This is a genomic window from Flagellimonas iocasae (assembly GCF_042682725.1).
Lineage (GTDB): Bacteria > Bacteroidota > Bacteroidia > Flavobacteriales > Flavobacteriaceae > Flagellimonas > Flagellimonas iocasae.
This window is the reverse complement of the sequence record NZ_JBHUHU010000005.1, coordinates 879,413-897,753: the sequence shown is the minus strand read 5'-3', so window position 1 is coordinate 897,753 and position 18,341 is coordinate 879,413. Positions and strand designations below refer to the sequence as shown.

Annotated in this window: 13 protein-coding genes; 7 read left to right on the top strand and 6 right to left on the bottom strand. The window is 42.8% G+C overall.

Translation table 11 applies throughout. The features are described from left to right. The first annotated feature begins 6 nt into the window (after window positions 1–6). The 6 genes from radC to ACFSJE_RS17835 are packed head-to-tail and all read left to right on the top strand — an operon-like array spanning window position 7 to window position 5,619. The gene (gene radC / locus ACFSJE_RS17860; protein WP_379832227.1) at window positions 7–705 is read left to right on the top strand and encodes a RadC family protein; all 699 of its coding nucleotides are present in this window, start codon (window positions 7–9) and stop codon (window positions 703–705) included. A gap of 13 nt (window positions 706–718) precedes the next feature. Beyond that, window positions 719–2,014, top strand: a complete 1,296-nt coding sequence (locus ACFSJE_RS17855; RefSeq protein ID WP_379832226.1) for a polysaccharide deacetylase family protein — start codon at window positions 719–721, stop codon at window positions 2,012–2,014. Further along, the gene (locus tag ACFSJE_RS17850) at window positions 2,007–2,696 is read left to right on the top strand and encodes a YjjG family noncanonical pyrimidine nucleotidase (protein WP_379832225.1); all 690 of its coding nucleotides are present in this window, start codon (window positions 2,007–2,009) and stop codon (window positions 2,694–2,696) included. The genes ACFSJE_RS17855 and ACFSJE_RS17850 overlap by 8 nt, the downstream gene beginning before the upstream one ends. 55 nt (window positions 2,697–2,751) lie before the next feature. Next, entirely contained in the window at window positions 2,752–3,300 is a 549-nt protein-coding gene (locus ACFSJE_RS17845) for a hypothetical protein (RefSeq protein ID WP_379832224.1), read from the top strand. After that, window positions 3,297–4,751, top strand: coding sequence for a DUF5723 family protein (locus ACFSJE_RS17840; RefSeq protein ID WP_379832223.1), 1,455 nt, complete (start codon window positions 3,297–3,299; stop codon window positions 4,749–4,751). The genes ACFSJE_RS17845 and ACFSJE_RS17840 overlap by 4 nt, the downstream gene beginning before the upstream one ends. Before the next feature lie 13 nt (window positions 4,752–4,764). Continuing rightward, window positions 4,765–5,619: a hypothetical protein gene (locus ACFSJE_RS17835; protein ID WP_379832222.1), complete on the top strand. Its 855-nt coding sequence runs from the start codon at window positions 4,765–4,767 to the stop codon at window positions 5,617–5,619. On the opposite strand, the gene ACFSJE_RS17830 is transcribed toward ACFSJE_RS17835, so the two are convergent. After that, a complete protein-coding gene (locus ACFSJE_RS17830; RefSeq protein WP_379832221.1) occupies window positions 5,616–6,893 on the bottom strand; it encodes a replication-associated recombination protein A in 1,278 nt (425 codons plus the stop codon). The genes ACFSJE_RS17835 and ACFSJE_RS17830 overlap by 4 nt on opposite strands. Before the next feature lie 119 nt (window positions 6,894–7,012). Between ACFSJE_RS17830 and ACFSJE_RS17825 the strand changes: the two genes are divergently transcribed. Next, window positions 7,013–7,741, top strand: a complete 729-nt coding sequence (locus ACFSJE_RS17825) for a rhomboid family intramembrane serine protease (RefSeq protein WP_379832309.1) — start codon at window positions 7,013–7,015, stop codon at window positions 7,739–7,741. Here ACFSJE_RS17825 and rlmB read toward each other — a convergent pair. From rlmB to ACFSJE_RS17800, 5 genes are all read right to left on the bottom strand, one after another. Continuing rightward, window positions 7,738–8,469 (bottom strand): 23S rRNA (guanosine(2251)-2'-O)-methyltransferase RlmB, encoded by a 732-nt coding sequence (gene rlmB, locus ACFSJE_RS17820; protein ID WP_379832220.1) that lies wholly within the window; start codon window positions 8,467–8,469, stop codon window positions 7,738–7,740. The genes ACFSJE_RS17825 and rlmB overlap by 4 nt on opposite strands. 36 nt (window positions 8,470–8,505) lie before the next feature. Continuing rightward, complete coding sequence (locus tag ACFSJE_RS17815) at window positions 8,506–11,844, bottom strand: VCBS repeat-containing protein (RefSeq protein ID WP_379832219.1); 3,339 nt, start codon at window positions 11,842–11,844, stop codon at window positions 8,506–8,508. Between the two features lie 232 nt (window positions 11,845–12,076). After that, entirely contained in the window at window positions 12,077–12,979 is a 903-nt protein-coding gene (locus tag ACFSJE_RS17810; RefSeq protein WP_379832218.1) for a hypothetical protein, read from the bottom strand. 7 nt (window positions 12,980–12,986) lie between these two features. Then, window positions 12,987–14,729, bottom strand: coding sequence for a SusD/RagB family nutrient-binding outer membrane lipoprotein (locus ACFSJE_RS17805; protein ID WP_379832217.1), 1,743 nt, complete (start codon window positions 14,727–14,729; stop codon window positions 12,987–12,989). A gap of 22 nt (window positions 14,730–14,751) precedes the next feature. Beyond that, window positions 14,752–18,003 (bottom strand): SusC/RagA family TonB-linked outer membrane protein, encoded by a 3,252-nt coding sequence (locus ACFSJE_RS17800; RefSeq protein ID WP_379832216.1) that lies wholly within the window; start codon window positions 18,001–18,003, stop codon window positions 14,752–14,754. Between the last annotated feature and the right edge of the window lie 338 nt (window positions 18,004–18,341).

Genomic DNA, 18,341 nt, shown 5'->3' with positions numbered 1-18,341 from the left:
TAAAGCATGCAAGAAAAAGTGGTCTCCTTTTCCATCAAACATTGGGCAGATGATGACAAACCAAGGGAGAAATTGGTTCAAAAAGGAAGTTTTGTCCTTTCCGATGCAGAACTGATAGCCATTCTCATCGGTTCTGGAAACAAGGATGAAAGCGCTGTGGAACTCTCCAAACGTATTTTGGCTTCGGTAAGCCATAACCTTAATGAGTTGGGGAAGCTCTCGGTTAACCAATTAAAGAAATTTAAGGGCATAGGTGAAGCAAAAGCCGTTACCATTGCAGCAGCCTTGGAAATGGGCCGCCGCCGAAGAGGCGAAGAAGCCCAAAAAGTAACCAAAGTTTCGGGAAGCAAAGATGCTTTTGAATTGCTGTATCCGTTGATGGGCGAATTGCAACACGAAGAATTTTGGATTGTCTATTTGAACAACTCCAATAAAGTGATCCATAAATCGCAATTGAGCAAAGGAGGCATTACAGGAACATTGGTGGATGTACGATTGGTGCTCAAACAAGCTTTGGACCTTGGGGCAGTGGGAATCATTCTGGCGCACAACCATCCATCAGGCACCTTAAAACCAAGTGCTGCGGACAAACAGATCACACAAAAGTTGAAAAAGGCGTCCGAAGCTTTGGACATTAAAATATTAGATCACTTAATTTTGGCCCACCAACATTATTTTAGCTTTGCAGACCAAGGAATACTTTAGTTGATTCAATTTTATGCTGTTACTCTTTACCCATAAGGTCACCAATAGACTTACCTATACGGCAAGGCATATTTTTGAGAAGATATTGGGTGTTGAAATCGCTTTCACCACCAAGGTTGAGGATTTCATTAAGCATTCCGGTCCAAAGATGACCTACTCCAAGCAGCCCTTGCAGAATGAGTTTTTTATCCGAAGTAATGATTTGCTGTTTGAGCAGGGTATCAATGATCTTGATATAAAAGTATCAGACTGGGAGGGAATTCCCTGTTTCTTCGCTTGCGGAGAGAAAAGCACAGTTCCTTATGATATTTTTTCAGCAAGTTTCTTTTTATTAAGTCGGTATGAAGAGTATTTGCCCCATGTCAAGGACAGCGTAGGCCGCTTCCCCGTAAAGGAGAGTATTGCCTACCAAAACAAATTTCTGGAGCTTCCCGTGGTGGACTTATGGGCCCATAAATTGTTGGACCTGCTTAAGGAGCGGTTTCCCAATATAAAGGGGAAGGAACGAACTTATAATTTTACCTCCATTATCAATGTGACTACTTCACATTGCTATGCGATGCGTGGTGTGGCGAGGAGCTTGGGTGGTTTTTTTCTGGATTTGGGGAACCTTAAATTCAGAAGTTTTGTGGACCGTTTTTCTGTGCTTTTGGGGTTGAAGAAGGATCCTTTCGACAATTTCTATGAGTTGGTGGATATCCACAAGAAGTTTCCCATCAAGACCATGTTCTTTTTTCAGTTTGCAAAGCATTCGGCCCACGATAAGAATGTGTCACCCAACAATAATAAGTTCAGGTATCTCATAAAATCCGTGGCAGATTACAGTGCTGTATCACTTAGCACTTCTTTTCTGTCTTCTACGGATAAATCGGTTTTGTTGGAAGAGAAAAAGCGTCTCAGCAACCTTATTAACAGACCCATCAGTTATTCCCGACTGCGATATAATCGGGTCAGCGTACCTACTACCTATCGGAATTTGGTGGAAACTGAGTTTACCGATGATTTTTCAATGGGGTACACCCATGAAATTGGATTTCGGGCAGGGACCTGTACCCCGTTCCATTTTTATGACATCAATATGGAGGTGAGGCAACCCTTGAAGGTGCATCCTTTTGCGGTGCATGATTATGCTCTGGTAAATTTCAAGAATAGGGATGAGATTTTTGATAAAATGGACAGGGTCTATCGCTTGGTAAAGCAGGTGAATGGAGACTTTATCATCATATTTTCCAATGAGCTTTTGGGAGGTAAACACAGATTGGACTGGATGGACCTTTATCAGTCTTTTTTAAAGCGCTACTATGTTTGAGCACAGCGTTACCGATATCTTTTTTGATTTGGACCACACCCTGTGGGATTTTGAAAAAAACTCTGCACTCACTTTTGAAAAAATCTTTGTGGACAATAGCGTGGAAGTTATGATGGCGGATTTCCTAGCAGTTTATGTACCTATCAATCTGGAGTATTGGAAACTGTATCGGGAAAACAAAGTCACCAAAGAAGAACTCAGGTTTCAACGCTTAAGGCGTACTTTTGATTCGGTTGGGGCAGTGGTGGCCGACGACCAAATCCATATTTTGGCGCATCAATATATTGAACATCTTTCCTCATTTACCCATTTAGTGCCCAATGCCGTCGAAATTCTGGAATATCTGTCGCCAAAATACAGGCTGCATATTATCACCAATGGATTTCAGGAAGTACAGGAAAAGAAATTGATGGGGAGCAAAATCCATCATTATTTTGACCAAATCGTCAACTCAGAAATGGCAGGTGTAAAAAAGCCCCATCCCTATATTTTTGAGCTGGCCCTCACCAAGGCCAATGTGAATCCAATAAATACCATAATGGTAGGCGATAGCTTGGAAGCCGATATCCTAGGGGCAAAGGGTATGGGCATGCAAGTACTGCACTTTAACAGCAATGGGGAGCCCGACCATGATCATTGCGTGATGATTAACGATTTAATTGAAATAAAAAGCTTTTTATAGAGTTATAGTAGGGTATGGTCCACTTCTACTGTTTGTAAAAAAATGCTTTTTAGATATGAGAAGGTTGTTTTTCCAATTTTTGGGTGGACTAATGCTTTGCTTTTTCCTCCAATCCTGTTCCGAGGAGCAGAATTTTGATCAGTTCGATGATCTTTCCATAACCCCTACAGTAGCCTCCAGTATTTTTTATTTAGAATCGGATGAAGCATCCATCAACGAAGTTGACTCGGGTCCCTTCTACTATCAAACGGTAAATTTTGATGCTTTTAATGAGGAGTTCGTGGCAGAACGACTTATTGAGGGAACCATAAGCTATGAAATTGAGAACACTACCAGCAAAAGTTTACAGGTATCCATCGAGTTTTTGGATGAAGGCGGAAACGTTCTCGATATCGAGAATTTTAATATTGAACCCAACCTTCCTGAACCCTCAACGCGGGATGTCACCTATGGCCCAACAGGAAAGAGTTTAAATATTTTGGCTGCCACCAGTGGACTTCGTGTCACAGGTAATAACATGAGTGATGACACAAGTGTTTCCAACGCTTCGGACCCAAAAGTCATTCTGCGCTCTGCCGCTGAATTCATATTTCGACTAAAATGAGAAGAATTCGGCTGTTTTTTTTCCTCACACTTCTTGCAAGCGCATCTATATGTGCGCAAAATAAGGAGGTGCTTTATGATTTCTATGAGATTCCGCAATCATTGATGGTTAATCCAGGCGTAAAAACTTCTGAAAAATGGCATACCGGCGTTCCGTTCATTTCTGGGTTTTCGTTTCAGGCTGGGACCAGCGGTGTAACCGTGAACGACCTATTTGCCAACGATGGAATTGATTTTACCACAAAGGTTCAGGAGCGCGTTTTGGATGCCATGACGCATAAGGACGATTTCAGCACCACCACTCAAATAGAAGGGTTCAATGTTGGCTTTCGGGGAAGAAATAGGCCCGATGACTATTACTCATTTGGAGTGTATGGCGAAACTGACATCATTGTGTACTGGCCCAAGGATTTGGCCATTTTAGCCTTTGAAGGAAATGGAGGAGCCAATATTGGCCGAAGCTTTGATTTAGGACATTTAAGTTTGCGAGGCGAAATGGTAAATGTTTTCCATTTTGGAATCAATCGGAAAATAAGCAATACCTTAACTGTGGGAGCTAGGGCTAAATTATATTCCAGTGTTTTCCAATTTCAATCCAAGGGAAATTCCGGTTCTTTCAGAACAACGCAAGGTCAAAACAATATTTACGTGAGTACACTTTCTGCCGATATGCAATTGCGAACGGCGGGAGCCAAGGAAATTTTTGACATTCTCGACGACGAGACCAGAAGTGCACGAGACGAACTGCCCTCACTTTTCACCAAACGAGTTTTGCTGGGGGGTAACCTTGGACTTGGTTTTGACGCTGGTTTCAGCTACAATCTAAATCCACAGACTACCATTACCGCAAGTGTTCTGGATGTAGGCTTTATTTATCAGTCCAAAGATGTGCAGAATTATACCCTTCGTGGTACGGCAAGTACTGAAGGAATTACGGTTTTTATTCCAGAGGATATAGACAATGTGGACAATGATCTTTGGGAGGAATTGTTGGATGACATTGAGGAAGCCCTTCCTTATGAGGAAAATACACAGGGTTATATTTCGCTCAGACCCGTCAAGGCGTATGGATCTATTCGATATGATTTTGGCGAAGGAGGGCGAGGATTTGATAACTGCGGATGCGGTATTAATGCGGGGGGTGGAAGTAATAGTGACTATTACCGGAATAGTGTTGGTGGACAACTCTTTATGATGAAACGCCCTCGAGGAATTCAGGCGGCATTGACCGGATTTTACCAGAGAAGATTTGGACGGGTACTTTCATTGAAAGGAACTTACACCGTGGATAAATATTCATTATCCAATGTTGGTCTGGGCCTCAATTTTCAGGCAGGCCCCATCAATTTTTATATCATGGGAGATAACCTTTTGAGCTATCGCAACGTGGCCGACAGCCATTATGCCTCTTTACAGTTCGGATTTAATATCATATCTTGGAACGGTAATTGAGGAATCACTTAATATGAAAAGAAGAGTAGTAGTTGTGTTGTTGTTTGCTTTTATGGCAAGCATGACCATGAGAGGGCAGTTGAACGGATATAAATATATCATCGTTCCGAAAAAATTTGAGACGTTCAAGTCAGAAAATCAGTATATGACCAGCACCATGGTCAAATTTCTATTTACCCAAAAGGGATTTACCCCGGTTTATGATGATGAATTACCAGCGGATTTAGCCAACAATCGTTGTTTGGGTCTTTTGGCCAGTCTGTCCGACGATTCCTCCATGTTTTCCACGAAGGTGACGGTTATATTGAAGGACTGTCAGTCTATCGAAGTTTTTAGGACTAGGGAAGGAAAAAGCAAAATCAAGGAGTACACCGCTGCTTACAAAGATGCGTTGGAAGATGCCTTTGGTTCTTTTGATGGAATGGATTATGCCTATGTTCCCAAAGAAAAGGAAACAAATCAACCAACGGAGCAACCCATTACGGTTAGCTATAAGGATGACGTCAAGAAATTGGAAGAAAAGAAGGAGGTTCCTGTTGTAAAACAAGTGGCCACTACAGAAACCCAAAGCTATGAAAGTGTAGAGCCAAAAACGTCCACATACACCAAAGCGGAGCCCCAGCAAAAGACAGAGACAGCTGCTAAGGTTTCAGGATTGTTGTACGCCCAGCCCATTGAAAATGGATATCAATTGGTAGATAGCACACCCAAAGTTGTCATGAAGCTTATGTCAACCTCCGTTGAAAATGTGTTTTTGACCGATTATCAAGGGAACAGTGGTGTTGTGCTTCAAAAAGATGGAAAGTGGTTTGTGGAGTACTCCGAAGGCGGGGAGAAAAAGTTGAAAGAACTCAACATCAAGTTTTAAAACCCATATTTGTCCTTCCAGCGTTTTTTTAGGAATTCCCGCATGGCATTTTCCCGAGGATTGTTTCCGGGACGGTAAAAGGCGGTGCCCGAAATCTCTTCAGGAAGGAATTCAAAATCAGCAAAGTTATTTTCGTGGTCATGGGCATATTGGTAACCTTTACCATAGCCAATGTCTTTCATGAGCTTTGTTGGGGCGTTTCTTATGGCCAATGGCACTGATAAATCTCCTGTCAATCGTACTTTTTGTTGCGCTTCGTTGATGGCCGCATAGCTTGAATTGCTCTTGGGCGAACTGGCCAAATAGGTGGCGCATTGGCTTAAAATGATTCGTGCCTCAGGATAACCAATGGTGTTCACGGCCTGAAAGGTGGTATTGGCCAAAACAAGGGCTGTTGGGTTGGCGTTGCCTATATCTTCAGAGGCTAGAATGACCATTCTCCGAGCGATGAACTTTACATCCTCACCACCCTCAATCATGCGGGCCAACCAATACACGGCGGCATTGGGGTCACTTCCGCGAATCGATTTGATAAAAGCCGAAATGATATCATAGTGTTGCTCTCCCGTCTTGTCGTAAAGCACCGTATTCTTCTGCACTTTACTGAGCACTAAATCATTGGTAATGGTGACTTCTTTTGCATTTTCGGAATTGACGATGAGTTCAAAAATGTTCAATAATTTTCTCCCGTCTCCACCCGAAAGTCGAAGCAAAGCTTCGGTTTCCTTCAGATTGATTTTTTTGTCTTTCAGCACACTGTCAGTCTTTATGGCCCTGTTCAACAGGGCTTCCAAATCCTCCTTGTCAAACGGATTCAAAATGTAGACCTGACATCGGGATAAAAGTGCGGGAATCACCTCAAAGCTTGGATTTTCGGTGGTAGCACCAATTAAAGTTACCCAGCCCTTTTCCACCGCACCCAATAGCGAATCTTGTTGCGATTTACTGAATCGATGGATTTCATCAATGAACAAAATCGGATTCTTGGCCGTGAACAATCCACCACTCTGCTTGGCCTTTTCAATTACCTCTCTAACGTCCTTTACACCACTACTGATGGCGCTCAACGTATAGAAAGGACGTTGGCTTTCACTGGCAATGATGTTGGCCAACGTGGTTTTTCCAGTTCCGGGGGGACCCCAAAAAATCAATGAGGGAATTACACCATTTCGTATTTGGTTCGTCAACGCGCCTTGCGGGCCCACCAAATGCTGCTGACTGATGTAATCCTCCAATGTTTTGGGGCGTATTCGTTCTGCCAAGGGTTCATTCATGCTGATAAAAATAAGACAATTTTAGGGGTCTAAATACTTTAAACTCGAGGGCATTTTCAACAAACCTGACAATTTGTGTAAATTCATATCCGTGGTTAGATAATTGCTATATGAGGCATATGCAAAGCAATGAGCATTTTAAATTCTCCAATGGGGTTGTATTGGCTCCCTTGTTGGCTGTGCTGTCTATTTGGACTGTTTTTTGGGTCGAGGTAAAATTTGGAATCAACTTTAACGATTATGGCATTTATCCTAGAAAACTATCGGGATTGCAAGGGGTGGTGCTCAGTCCTTTTATCCATGGGTCAGTGGAACATTTGTACAACAACACCATTCCGCTTGCCATTTTAACGGCCTTTTTGTTTTATTTCTATCAAACGGCGGCGCTACGTGTCTTTGTGTTTGGGGTGCTCATTTCTGGATTATTGACTTGGCTGATTGCCCGCCCATCATACCATATTGGAGCTAGTGGAATAATATATGTTTTGGCCAGTTTCATTTTTTTTAAAGGCGTCTTTGCCAAACATTTTAGGTTGGTGGCTCTCTCCTTGGTTGTCGTCTTTATTTATGGCAGTATGCTTTGGTATATTTTTCCAGTGAAGGAGAACATTTCTTGGGAAGGACATCTTGCTGGATTTATCACCGGTTTTTTATTGGCATTGACCATCAAGGTTAGAGTGCCCGTAGAAAAGAAATATGATTGGGAGCGTGAGGATTACAACGAGGAGAATGATCCTTTTCTAAAGCATTTTGATGAAGACGGCAATTTTATTGAATCCACGGAAGAACCTGAAAATCACATTCAAATAAAATACCATTACAAGAAGAACAACGAAGGCGATACTTAGGCTCTTCGTTGACGTACCACTTCATATAGAAATACACCACAGGCCACAGAAACATTGAGGGAACCTATGCTGCCCAAAAGAGGGAGTTTTGCCGTTTGGTCCAAAACACCAAGAATGGAAGGAGAGATGCCTCTATCCTCTGATCCCATGACAACTGCACAGGGCTGATTAAAATCCATCGTATAAATTTCATCTTCGGTCTTTTCAGTGGCTCCAACAACACTTATTCCAGAAGATTGCAGGTAAAAGATGGCATCTTTTAGATGGTCTACTTTAGCGATTGGGACATTAAACGCAGCCCCGGCAGAAGTTTTTACGGTATCATCCGTGATAGGGGCGGCCCCATTCTTTGGAACAATGATTCCATGTACCCCGCAGCACTCCGCAGTTCGGATGATGGCGCCAAAATTGCGCACATCAGACACTTGATCCAACAGCAGGAAGAAGGGCATTTTTTCCTCCTCCATGACCTTTTCCACAAGACTCTCGAAATCTTGAAACTTTACAGGCGAAATTTGGGCCACAACCCCTTGGTGATTGTTTCGGGTGAGTCGGTTAAGTTTTTCAATGGGAACGTAGGAAGCACTAATTCCGTTTTTCCGGATGGCAGTTTCCAATTCCTTAAAAAGTTCGCCTTTAAGACCTCTTTGTAGAAATATTTTATTGATTGGCTGATTGGCTTCCATGGCCTCCATAACAGCCCTGATTCCATAAATTTGGTCACTCATCTCCTTCGGTTCAATTGCGTAGATGCTGCAAATATATCACGAAGAGATTTTGTGGACACCAACTGGGCCATTATTTGCTGTATTTAGTAAGAATATTTCGTTTTTGGCATTGGTAATTAGCTCTGCACTCTTCACGTTGGCATCCATGTACAATCCGGAATCTGGGTGTGAGACACTTATATATCCATCTTTACCGTTGGAAAGCAAGACTACCCCCGAAAGCGCATCAAGTCTAGGTGTTTCAACTTCGGTTTCGTATATGTTGCCCACTGCAACAATATCTTCAAATCCATCTTGGTTAAGGTCGGTAACAACACAATGGAGGATTGGGATGGTTTGTGCGGCCACAGGAAGAACCTGTTTTTCAAAAACTAGATTGCCCTTGTTGATAAGAATGATGGATTGCAATTCCGTGACCGTACTTTCATAGGAAGTCTTCAGCTTTTCACCATAAATATCCACCAAACTGGCATTGGCAAATTCGGAATACGTTTGAAACTTCTCTTTGATAAAAGGCATTTGTTGGGATGAACATTCCCTACCTCGGACAGGAACATAAGTGCCATGGTATTTCTTGCTCAACACAATGTCATTGGTGCCATTTTCATCAAAATCTGTGGCGTAAACCTTAAAGGGCTTTTCTTCTGATGCCTTAAACTTGATGTTCAACCCAACATTTCCAAGAACATAGTCTTTTAGGCCATCATTGTTGATGTCTGTTTCCGTTACGGAGAACCACCATCCATGTTCGTTGAGCAGGATATCTTCAGTTCCAATATTTTTAAATGTTCCCTGTTCATTGATGAAAACTCCGATTCCGGTCCATTCACCCACCGCAATGAAATCGGGCCAACCATCATTGTTCACATCTGTGGTTTGAATGTCATTAACAATGCCAAAATCCTTAAATTCTGGGGCGATTTGTTCGGTAACATCCACAAGTTCACCATTTCTGTTCTCGAACAATGTGGAAGTCTGGGGTTTGGGATATTGTTTGGGAACTACCCGGTTGCCTACCAAAATATCGTTGTCGCCATCCTTGTCAAAATCGATGATGGACACGGATTTTCCATTTTTGGGAAGTTTGGAGAGGGCATCGCTTTGTAGCCTTTTGAATTGCCCACGGCCATCGTTGATATAGATTCGGTCTGAATGATAGGAGGAGTTTTCGGCAAACTCGTTTCCACCACTTACCACATAAAGGTCCATGTCGGAATCACCATCGAAATCAAAAAATACGGACTCCATATCCTCAAATTGGGCATCATCGGATAGGGCGGGGGAGTTCAGCTTGGAAAATCTTCCATTGGATTGTACATAAAGCTGCCCAGATTGCCCAGAGGCGCCTCCTATGTGAATATCTTCCAGACCATCTCCATTGACATCACCTTTGGCGATAAAAGGGCCTAAATTGGATTGTTTATAGGGGAGTAGGATTTCTGTTTCAAAATCGTCGTACACGTTTTCATGATGGATAAAATCCAGTTCCAGTGCTTTGGCATCCATATCCATAAAGTACTTGCCTTTTTTGGATTTGGAGGGAATTGACTGGGTAGCTTCACTTTTGTTGAACGTCAATGTAGTATTGACAGGTACATTGAATTTTTGCTCCATTTTACCTGATTTCCAGTATACGGTAACCGTATCCACTATGGTTTCATGGGCAAGTCCGAAAAAGGCTTTGGTTTCTTGCGCAGACCGATATCCGCGAACCCTTTTTACCTCTATCATTTGGGATTTCCCTCCCGAGCTTATTTTAACCTTTGCAAATTCTTCCGAAGAATCCCCATGGGTGACAACTTTTAAATAATTACCAAGTTCTTCTTCCACAGAAAGGTTTTTATAGACAAAAGCGGCTTCATCCATGTTGTTGATCACAATATCGAGGTCCCCATCATTGTCCAAATCACCGGAAGCGGCCCCATTACTGAACGAAAAATCGCCCAAGCCCCAATCTTTGGCTACATCATCATAAATGAGCTCGGAAGTTTGTTTGTACATGATATTGGGAAGTTTTTCCGAAGGCATGGACTCGTAGAGTTGTTGTTTTACCTCCAACGGCACATTTTGGCCATATTTTTGACGCGCCTCAAAAACTTTCATTTGCAAGTCATTATCCAAAGCATATCGTCGATATCCATTGGTGACATGGATTTCTTTTTGTCCGTCAAGATCAAAATCGTTCATGAGCACGGACCAACTCCAATCGGTATTGGCCACTCCGGATAGCTGCGAAATATTACTGAACAGGTTCTTGCCCATGTTCTTCTGAAGGGAATTGTACATGTACTGGTAATGGTATCCTGCCTTGTTCACCAAGTAGTCGAAGCGTGCCGTATTCATGGAGGCCATCAATGTTTTGGAGCGAACGTGGTCATTGGCGGCCATATCGAGCACAAAAATGTCCTGTAAATCGTCATTGTCCAGATCGGCAATGTCTATACCCATGCCATAAAAGGATATTTGATCGGTGGCTTCCTTTATCTGGTCGGAAAAGGTACCATCATGATTGTTGATGTACAGCGCATCGGGAAGGTAATAATCGCTGGCCATATAAATGTCCATCCATCCATCTTCGTTAATGTCTGCAACGACAAGACCAAGCCCAAAAATGGGTTTGTTGAGCCCAGCTGCTTTGGTAATATCCGAGAAGACACCACCATCATTTCGGTACAAATGGGATGAATTGAAATAGGCCGTTTCCTCATCGGTATTTACATAATGGTTAAAGCTAATGGGGTCCATACCATACAACTCATTTTCGTTCATTACGAGACAGTCGAGGTCACCATCTTTATCCAAATCAAAAAAAACGGATTGGGTACTAATGCCCATGTCCGCTAGGCCGTATTGTTCTGCTTTTTCTTCGAAGGTTCCGTCTTGCTTGTTGATGAACAATAGGTTTTTGCGTTTATCCCGGGTGTTGGGTCCGCCTTGTGAAACATAGATGTCCATCCACCCATCCGAATTGATGTCGGCAAAGGTGACACCGTTGGACCATACTTTTCCTGTGTTGATTTGGGCTGTTTCGGAGACATCTTTGAAGGTTAGGCCGCCTTGATTGAAATACAGGGTATTGTTCACTTGGTTTCCAGAGAAAAATACATCTAAAAGACCGTCGTTGTTCAGGTCTTCAAGGCCAACTCCGGCCCCGTTGTAGAAATAATCGTAATCAAAAAGATTGCTTAAAGTGGACACATCATGGGTGATGGTGTTGGAAAAGGTGATTTGGCTCTGGTTGTAATCTAATTTTTTGAATAATGCAATACTTTTTTCAGTGGTATTATCTGAGTCTTTAGAAGCTTCGTTCTTCTTTTGATTATTACAACTCAGTAGGAAAATACCAAGAAATAGGGGGGTTAATGCCTTAGTCATTTTTTTAAGAGAATTTTATGTTAATATATCATAAAATTCTCTTAAAAGCCAAAGTTATCCCATTGGATTTCCGATCAATATGATTTCGGTTAAAATCACATCGCTAAATTCATAACCTCATAAGGGATGTTCTACTATTTTGAGATTATTAAAACTATGGATTCTAATTTTGTGTACTTAAAAAAAAAGCTCCCAAAAGGGAGCCTTTAAATAAACTATGATTTAACGGTATTTACTGTTTGACAATTGAAAATGCATAATCTCCGTATCCAACAAAGGTGAGAGTAACATTAACATCACCGGTACAAGTACCAACGCTACCATCTACTTCAACATCGATAGGAACCCCATAATCAAAAGGTTCGTTTGATCCTCCAGTTGCTGTGCCGTCGGATGGATCGATTGTAATCTCAATATAGGCTGTATCGGTATTGGCGATATAAGGGTTGTTTGTGGACAATATTCTGAACGTATATTCAGAAACGAATTCCACAGGTATAACATTCCCAGCTGCGTAATCTTCCCATGCATCCACCACTATAACGTAGTTTCCATCAAATGCAGAGGCATCATCCAGTGGACAGAAAAACTGTACTGAATATGCAAAAGGTGAGCTAAAGAATGAACCTCCTGTAACCGTACCATTGGCATTGCTGGTAAAGCTTCTACCGTCGGTTAAATTAGCTACCAACCGAACGTTAAAACTGTCGGCACTGTCGTAATCTCCATCTACTAAACCTAATGCAGCCAAAGCTTCATTAAGAGTGATGGAAATATCTCCCCTAGGCAAGCCAAAAGGCCCTGGTGAGAAAGTGGAGGCATCAACGGTCTTTAACAGTGTTTCTGTTCCTGCATCTCCGTCATCGACAAAAGTAATGTATATATCGATGTCGCTTAAAAGAGCTCCATTTTCTTCATCTTGAACCTCTAGTGTTGTCACCCAACTTGCCGTTGGGTCAAAAAAGTCAAATGTGGCCGTTGGCTGTGCAACAGTCCTAAGAACGAGCCCTCTTGTCGTTTGATCATATATGTCATCTATTAGCTTTTCCTCGCTACACGAAAGGGCAATGCAAACGAAAAAAAGCAGTGTGATATGTTTTTTCAAATTTTTCATGATTTTAATTTTTACGTTCATTGCCTATTTAGTTAGAGTATGGGAATCCTGTAGCTGGATTTGTATCCCAGAACACCTGTACGGACTGATTTGTCTTTTGGGTGATATTAGGGTTACTGGTCACTGCCTGATTAGGGTAATACATGGAACGGATGAACGCTCCTGGATCTGGCTCCCTATTGGGCTGCAATGTTGTAGGATACCCTGTTCTTCTATAGAAATTATAGGTTTCTATACCATTTCCGTAGTGGCTAACCAAGAATTGTTCAGCTAGAACATCCCACTTGTCGTCACCAACGGCAGCATTGAAATCTGCAACAATATCGGCGATAAAGTCGGTAACTTCAGTAGAAGTTGGCTCGAAAGACACATCAGCATTGGCATCATTGGCAATGAAAGACTGTGTTTTTGCAATCTGCTTGGTAAGGGCACTTTCCAAGAAAGTGGCCGCATCACCTGGATTGTTGGCAGCCAATGCCATCTCTGCTCTCCAGAAATCCACCATAAAGGCATCTAAAATAGGTGTAATACCTTTTCCGTTGGCTCCGAAGGAAGCTGGGTTGTCATCCTGAGCAATCGCTTCAAAACTATCATCGTCGAAACGACCTCCTGCTGGATAAACACCGAAGGTTGTTTTCAACAAACCGTCTGGTGGGCCACCTTCATCATCACCACTATCTCTACCCCAATAACCATTGGGTAGGGCGCAGAAGGTAAACCCTCCTGTTACATAGTGTGCTGGTGGAGTCTGCAATGAGCACGTCAAAAGTTCCTCGTCTGGTGGGAAACCATCTTGCCCAGGGACGTCCAGGGTCTGACGATAAAAGTAGTATCTTAACCTTGGGTCACCACTAGTATCCATCAAGTTGGCCAACCAGTTTGAGATATAGTCGCCGGCACCGGCTGATGCATAATTAAGACCGTATCTTGGATGTCTGGTATCTGGCTGGGAAGCACTTGTCCCTGGCCATTTCCAATCGAAATCCTCAGCGGTTTCGGTAATATAATCACCTGAAGCAATGATGGCATTGAAACTGGCGGCGGCAGAAGGATCTACCAAACGTGTCTGAACATAAATCTTCAATTTCAATGTGTTCGCGGCCTTGATCCATGCATCGTAACCTGCATTGTTCTGAGCTCCGTAATAGTAATCAGTTGGAGGAAGAACAGCGGCATTGGTATTGAAATTGGCAATGGCCTGATCTAATAAGTCCAAAGCGGCAGCATATACAGACTCGCCACTGTCCAAACTTGGATTCAAAATCTCAGGAGCCTGTAATGCCTCAGTATAAGGTACATCCCCGAAGAAGTCCACCAAGGTAACAAGGGTGTAGGCTTCCATCAATTGGGCAACGCCCAAGTGTTTTGTAAGTCCACCTTCGTTAGCGGCAGATTCCATGGAACGAATATCGAAAAGGATTCCGCGATAGGCATTATCCCATTCATCATCTGTATCAATGTCTTGATATCCTCCTCGGTAGTCACGAGAACCGAAAGGCATCAAACGGGTAAGTTCCATACCCAAAATGGAGAATCCATCACCGTTCACGTTACCACCTGTGGTAAAGTTATCATCTGCAGCCCCAGTGGCGTCCCCATCTATCTGTCTTGCGAAATCTTCCTGAATCGAGTTCAGAAAGAAATCTGGGCTTGCCTGCTCGGGAGTCAAAAAGTTTGGGTCTTGTGTGAGGTCTAACTCTGTAGACTCACAGGACACCATCAATGACCCAACAAACAAGACCGATGCTATATATGTGCTTATGTTTTTCATTTTTATAACTATTTTTTTCATCTTAGAATGTTGCTTTAACACTAAATCCATATCTCCTAGAGCTTGGTCCGTTCAAGAAATCGAATCCGAATCCGTTACCAACACCGGTACCAGATGTGTTAGGGTCAAAATTGGCACCGTCTGGTGTATTGATGGCATCATACCAAAGGTTGAATCCAGAAACTGTGAAGGACAAGGAACCTAATGGTGTTTTGTCCAAAAACTTCTTAGGTACTGAATAACCCAAGGAAACTTCCTGAAGCCTTAGCAAGGTTGCATCATATACCTGAAGCTCACTAGGACCGAAAAGTACGTTGTTAAAGAAGTAATCCGAGTTGTTGATCTGAACATCGTTGACTTCACCATTGCTCTGCTTAACCCCTGGAAGAATGTATGTGTTCTCCCTGTCAACGGTCTCTTCAATAAGACCTCTACCCAATAGAGTAGCAATCGTTCCAGAGTAGATATCTCCTCCTTGGGTCCAGTTGAACTGGAATCCAAGGTTGAAGTTCTTATAGGAGAACTGGTTGTTGAAGTTAAAGGTAAAGTCAGGGTTTGGATCTCCGATGACACCATCTTGAGAATCAAACACATAATCTCCAGCGGAGTTTACTACAAGATTTCCTGCATCATCCCTCAATACCCGGCTACTATAGATTACCCCAAGAGGCTCACCTTCGATGGCCGCATTACCCAAGTTGGAATAACCGGAGTAAACGATCAAATCAGTATCAGCTCCCAAATCCTCAACGGTTGTTTCGGTAGCAGAGAAATTCACGTTTGAGTTCCAGTTGAAACCGTCGCTATCACTTCTGATCAAGTTCAATCCAAGATCGACCTCCACACCTTCACCTTTAATCTCACCAACGTTAGTTGTGGTTCTGTAATATCCTGAAGAAGGATCTAGAGGCTGTGATACAATAAGGTCAGTGGTAGTTCTTTGATAGATGGAGGCATCCAATGTGATTCTACCATCCCACCATCTTGTTTCAACACCCAATTCAATCTCGGATACCTGCTCAGGCTTAAGTTCAGGGTTACCCAAGGTCAACGGTGTGGTATTGGTAACAACGTTTCTTCCGGTTTCATCTTGGAAATCTTGAGTGTTCAAAGAAAGTCTGGAAGCAACGGGATATGAATCTGAGTTCTGGTCAGGGAAACCTGCTGAGGTTCCGTAACCAGCTCTAATCTTAAGATAGTTTAGGGCGTCGCCTTTAAGACCATCAAAAGCAGTGGTCGGAACAAATGATAAACTCGCACTTGGATAGAACAGTGATCTATTCGCTTTGTCCAAGTTGGATACCCAGTCGTTACGTCCTGCAAGGGTAACGAACACAAAGTTGTCATAATCAAATTCCAACTGACCATACAAACCAATTACGTTACGTTCCGAAGTTCCCTGGATTTCATTGTTGTTCAAGAAGTTGAAGTGGCGAAGTACACCAAATACTTGTTGACCATCACTGGATACACCATTTTGGTTGAACACTTCCCTTCTTCCATTGAAACCAACGTTAAAGGTGCTTCCAACAGTTTCGGTCAAATCAAAATCACCATTGAATGAAAGGTTGTGGTCCCAAATGGTGTTGGTGTTGTTCCAGGTTTCGTAGATACCACTCTGTAACCTGATATCGTTACTGTTGCTGTTTACACCACCTTTGTTTTGGTAGTTCAGGTTGTTCTCGCTATAGTTGTCGATACCAACTCGGTAAGACAAGTTCAAGTTCTCGCTGATGTCATACTGAATGGCCATATTACCGAACACCCTGTTGGTCTCCTGTTGTGTACCCGCATTGTTCACGGTCCACAAGGGGTGCTGGATGGAGTTGTTCTGACGATAGTATACGCTTGCTCCTGTAAGAGGGTTTTGGTAGGGCAATCCTAGAACGTCAACCGAACGAGGTGTAAAGTAAAGGTCACCGAATACGGAAGAACCGCTACCCGTGGCACCGTTACCCAAACTCAAGGCAACTGGTGGGGAGATAAATTTGGTCCTTGCATAGTTGATGGTACCAGATACGGTAAACTTGTTGCTTAATACCGCTCTACCACCAACGCCAAAGTTGTTACGGTTAAGGCTGTTGCCAGGGGTAAACCCTTGATCCTTCAAATAACCGTAGTTCATATTATATGAAATTTTCCCATCTGAGGAGGCTCCTGCCACATTGATAGAGGTATTTGCTACCGTACCGGTCTTGAAGAAGTTCTCAAAACTTTTGTAGGGCTTCCACTCATATCTTGCATTGGCATATTCGGGAAAAGCTGCCTGGATAGAAGACGTAGAGGTTGAATAAGGGTGGGGTAATGTTCCGTTGGCATCAAAGGATGCACTGTTTCCCCAACCAGAGAGACCATCTCTACTGAAACTTGGACCCCAGTTACTGAAGAACCATCCAAAAGCTTGGTCAAATCCGTTACCGTATTCATTCTGATATTTTGGAGTTGAAGCTATCTCGTTGAAGAACATGGAAGAAGTAACCGTAATTTCGGTCTTTTTGGCTCCTTGCCCTCCAGATCCTGCTTTGGTGGTAATCAAGATTACACCATTTCTACCCAGAGATCCGTAAAGGGTAGAGGCCGCAAGACCTTTCAATACGTTTACGCTTTCAATACTGTTGGGATCCAAATCCAAGAACCTTGAGGAACCGTTGTTACCGTTGACAAAGTCGTTACGGCTACCTTGTCTACCCGATGGGTTGGTGTCACCATTGAAAGGAACACCGTCCACGATGAACAAAGGTTGGTTACTTTGGCTAAAGGAGTTGAAACCCCGAATGATGATGTTGGTTCCTGATCCGGACAGACCACTTTGCTGGGTGATGTTCACCCCAGAGGCCTTACCCATGAGCACACGACCAAGATCACCTTCAGCTTTCTCCTCAAGTTGCTCGGAGCTTACTTCGGCGACCGCGTATCCCAAGGCTTGTTTCTCCCTCTTGATACCAAGAGCGGTCACAACAACCTCCTCAAGAGCCTGTGTGTCCTCTTCCATCTGAACATTAATCACACTTCCTGCACCAACAGCTCTACTAGCGGGTCTCTGCCCTATATAGGTAAAAAGTAGTGTTTGACCTTGACTTGCACTGATCGAATAGTTACCATCAAAATCCGTTTGGGTACCGTTGGTGGTCCCTTCGACGACAATGTTGACTCCAGGCAGCGGAAGGCCGTCGGCATCCGTAACAGTACCTGTAATCGTCTTGTCTTGTGCAAAGGATACATGCACAACAAACGCCAATAACAGCGTTAACAATCCATTAAGTTTTGTTCTCATTTTTAAATTATTTGAATTAGCTAGCCGCTAAAATCATAATTTCATGTTAATAATCCAAACTAATTTTACTAAATTTTTAAGATGGTGTTGGCAAATGCAAGAACCATAAAATGAGCCCAACTATTTGCAAGACTTGTTAATTTTCACCCCCAAAAATTGAATGTTGTTAAAAAACAGGCTCGTATTGCGGGTGGGAGTGGGATTTTGTAACAATCCTTAACTTGGGTGTTAACGGAGTATTTAGGACTTCTTTTTTATACCTTAATATATATCCTAAAGTTTCTTTCTCAATTTAAGGGTGATGGGCTTTTTTAGATTTCAGGTTGTTTTTGTTAATG

What these genes read in the sequence shown, in the direction of transcription:
- ACFSJE_RS17810 (WP_379832218.1), bottom strand. Translation starts at nt 12,979, where the DNA reads ATGAACGTAAAAATTAAAATCATGAAAAATTTGAAAAAACATATCACA.
- ACFSJE_RS17840 (WP_379832223.1), top strand. Translation starts at nt 3,297, where the DNA reads ATGAGAAGAATTCGGCTGTTTTTTTTCCTCACACTTCTTGCAAGCGCA.
- ACFSJE_RS17835 (WP_379832222.1), top strand. Translation starts at nt 4,765, where the DNA reads ATGAAAAGAAGAGTAGTAGTTGTGTTGTTGTTTGCTTTTATGGCAAGC.
- ACFSJE_RS17815 (WP_379832219.1), bottom strand. Translation starts at nt 11,844, where the DNA reads ATGACTAAGGCATTAACCCCCCTATTTCTTGGTATTTTCCTACTGAGT.
- ACFSJE_RS17845 (WP_379832224.1), top strand. Translation starts at nt 2,752, where the DNA reads ATGAGAAGGTTGTTTTTCCAATTTTTGGGTGGACTAATGCTTTGCTTT.
- ACFSJE_RS17855 (WP_379832226.1), top strand. Translation starts at nt 719, where the DNA reads ATGCTGTTACTCTTTACCCATAAGGTCACCAATAGACTTACCTATACG.
- radC (WP_379832227.1), top strand. Translation starts at nt 7, where the DNA reads ATGCAAGAAAAAGTGGTCTCCTTTTCCATCAAACATTGGGCAGATGAT.
- ACFSJE_RS17825 (WP_379832309.1), top strand. Translation starts at nt 7,013, where the DNA reads ATGCAAAGCAATGAGCATTTTAAATTCTCCAATGGGGTTGTATTGGCT.
- ACFSJE_RS17800 (WP_379832216.1), bottom strand. Translation starts at nt 18,003, where the DNA reads ATGAGAACAAAACTTAATGGATTGTTAACGCTGTTATTGGCGTTTGTT.
- rlmB (WP_379832220.1), bottom strand. Translation starts at nt 8,469, where the DNA reads ATGAGTGACCAAATTTATGGAATCAGGGCTGTTATGGAGGCCATGGAA.
- ACFSJE_RS17850 (WP_379832225.1), top strand. Translation starts at nt 2,007, where the DNA reads ATGTTTGAGCACAGCGTTACCGATATCTTTTTTGATTTGGACCACACC.
- ACFSJE_RS17830 (WP_379832221.1), bottom strand. Translation starts at nt 6,893, where the DNA reads ATGAATGAACCCTTGGCAGAACGAATACGCCCCAAAACATTGGAGGAT.
- ACFSJE_RS17805 (WP_379832217.1), bottom strand. Translation starts at nt 14,729, where the DNA reads ATGAAAAACATAAGCACATATATAGCATCGGTCTTGTTTGTTGGGTCA.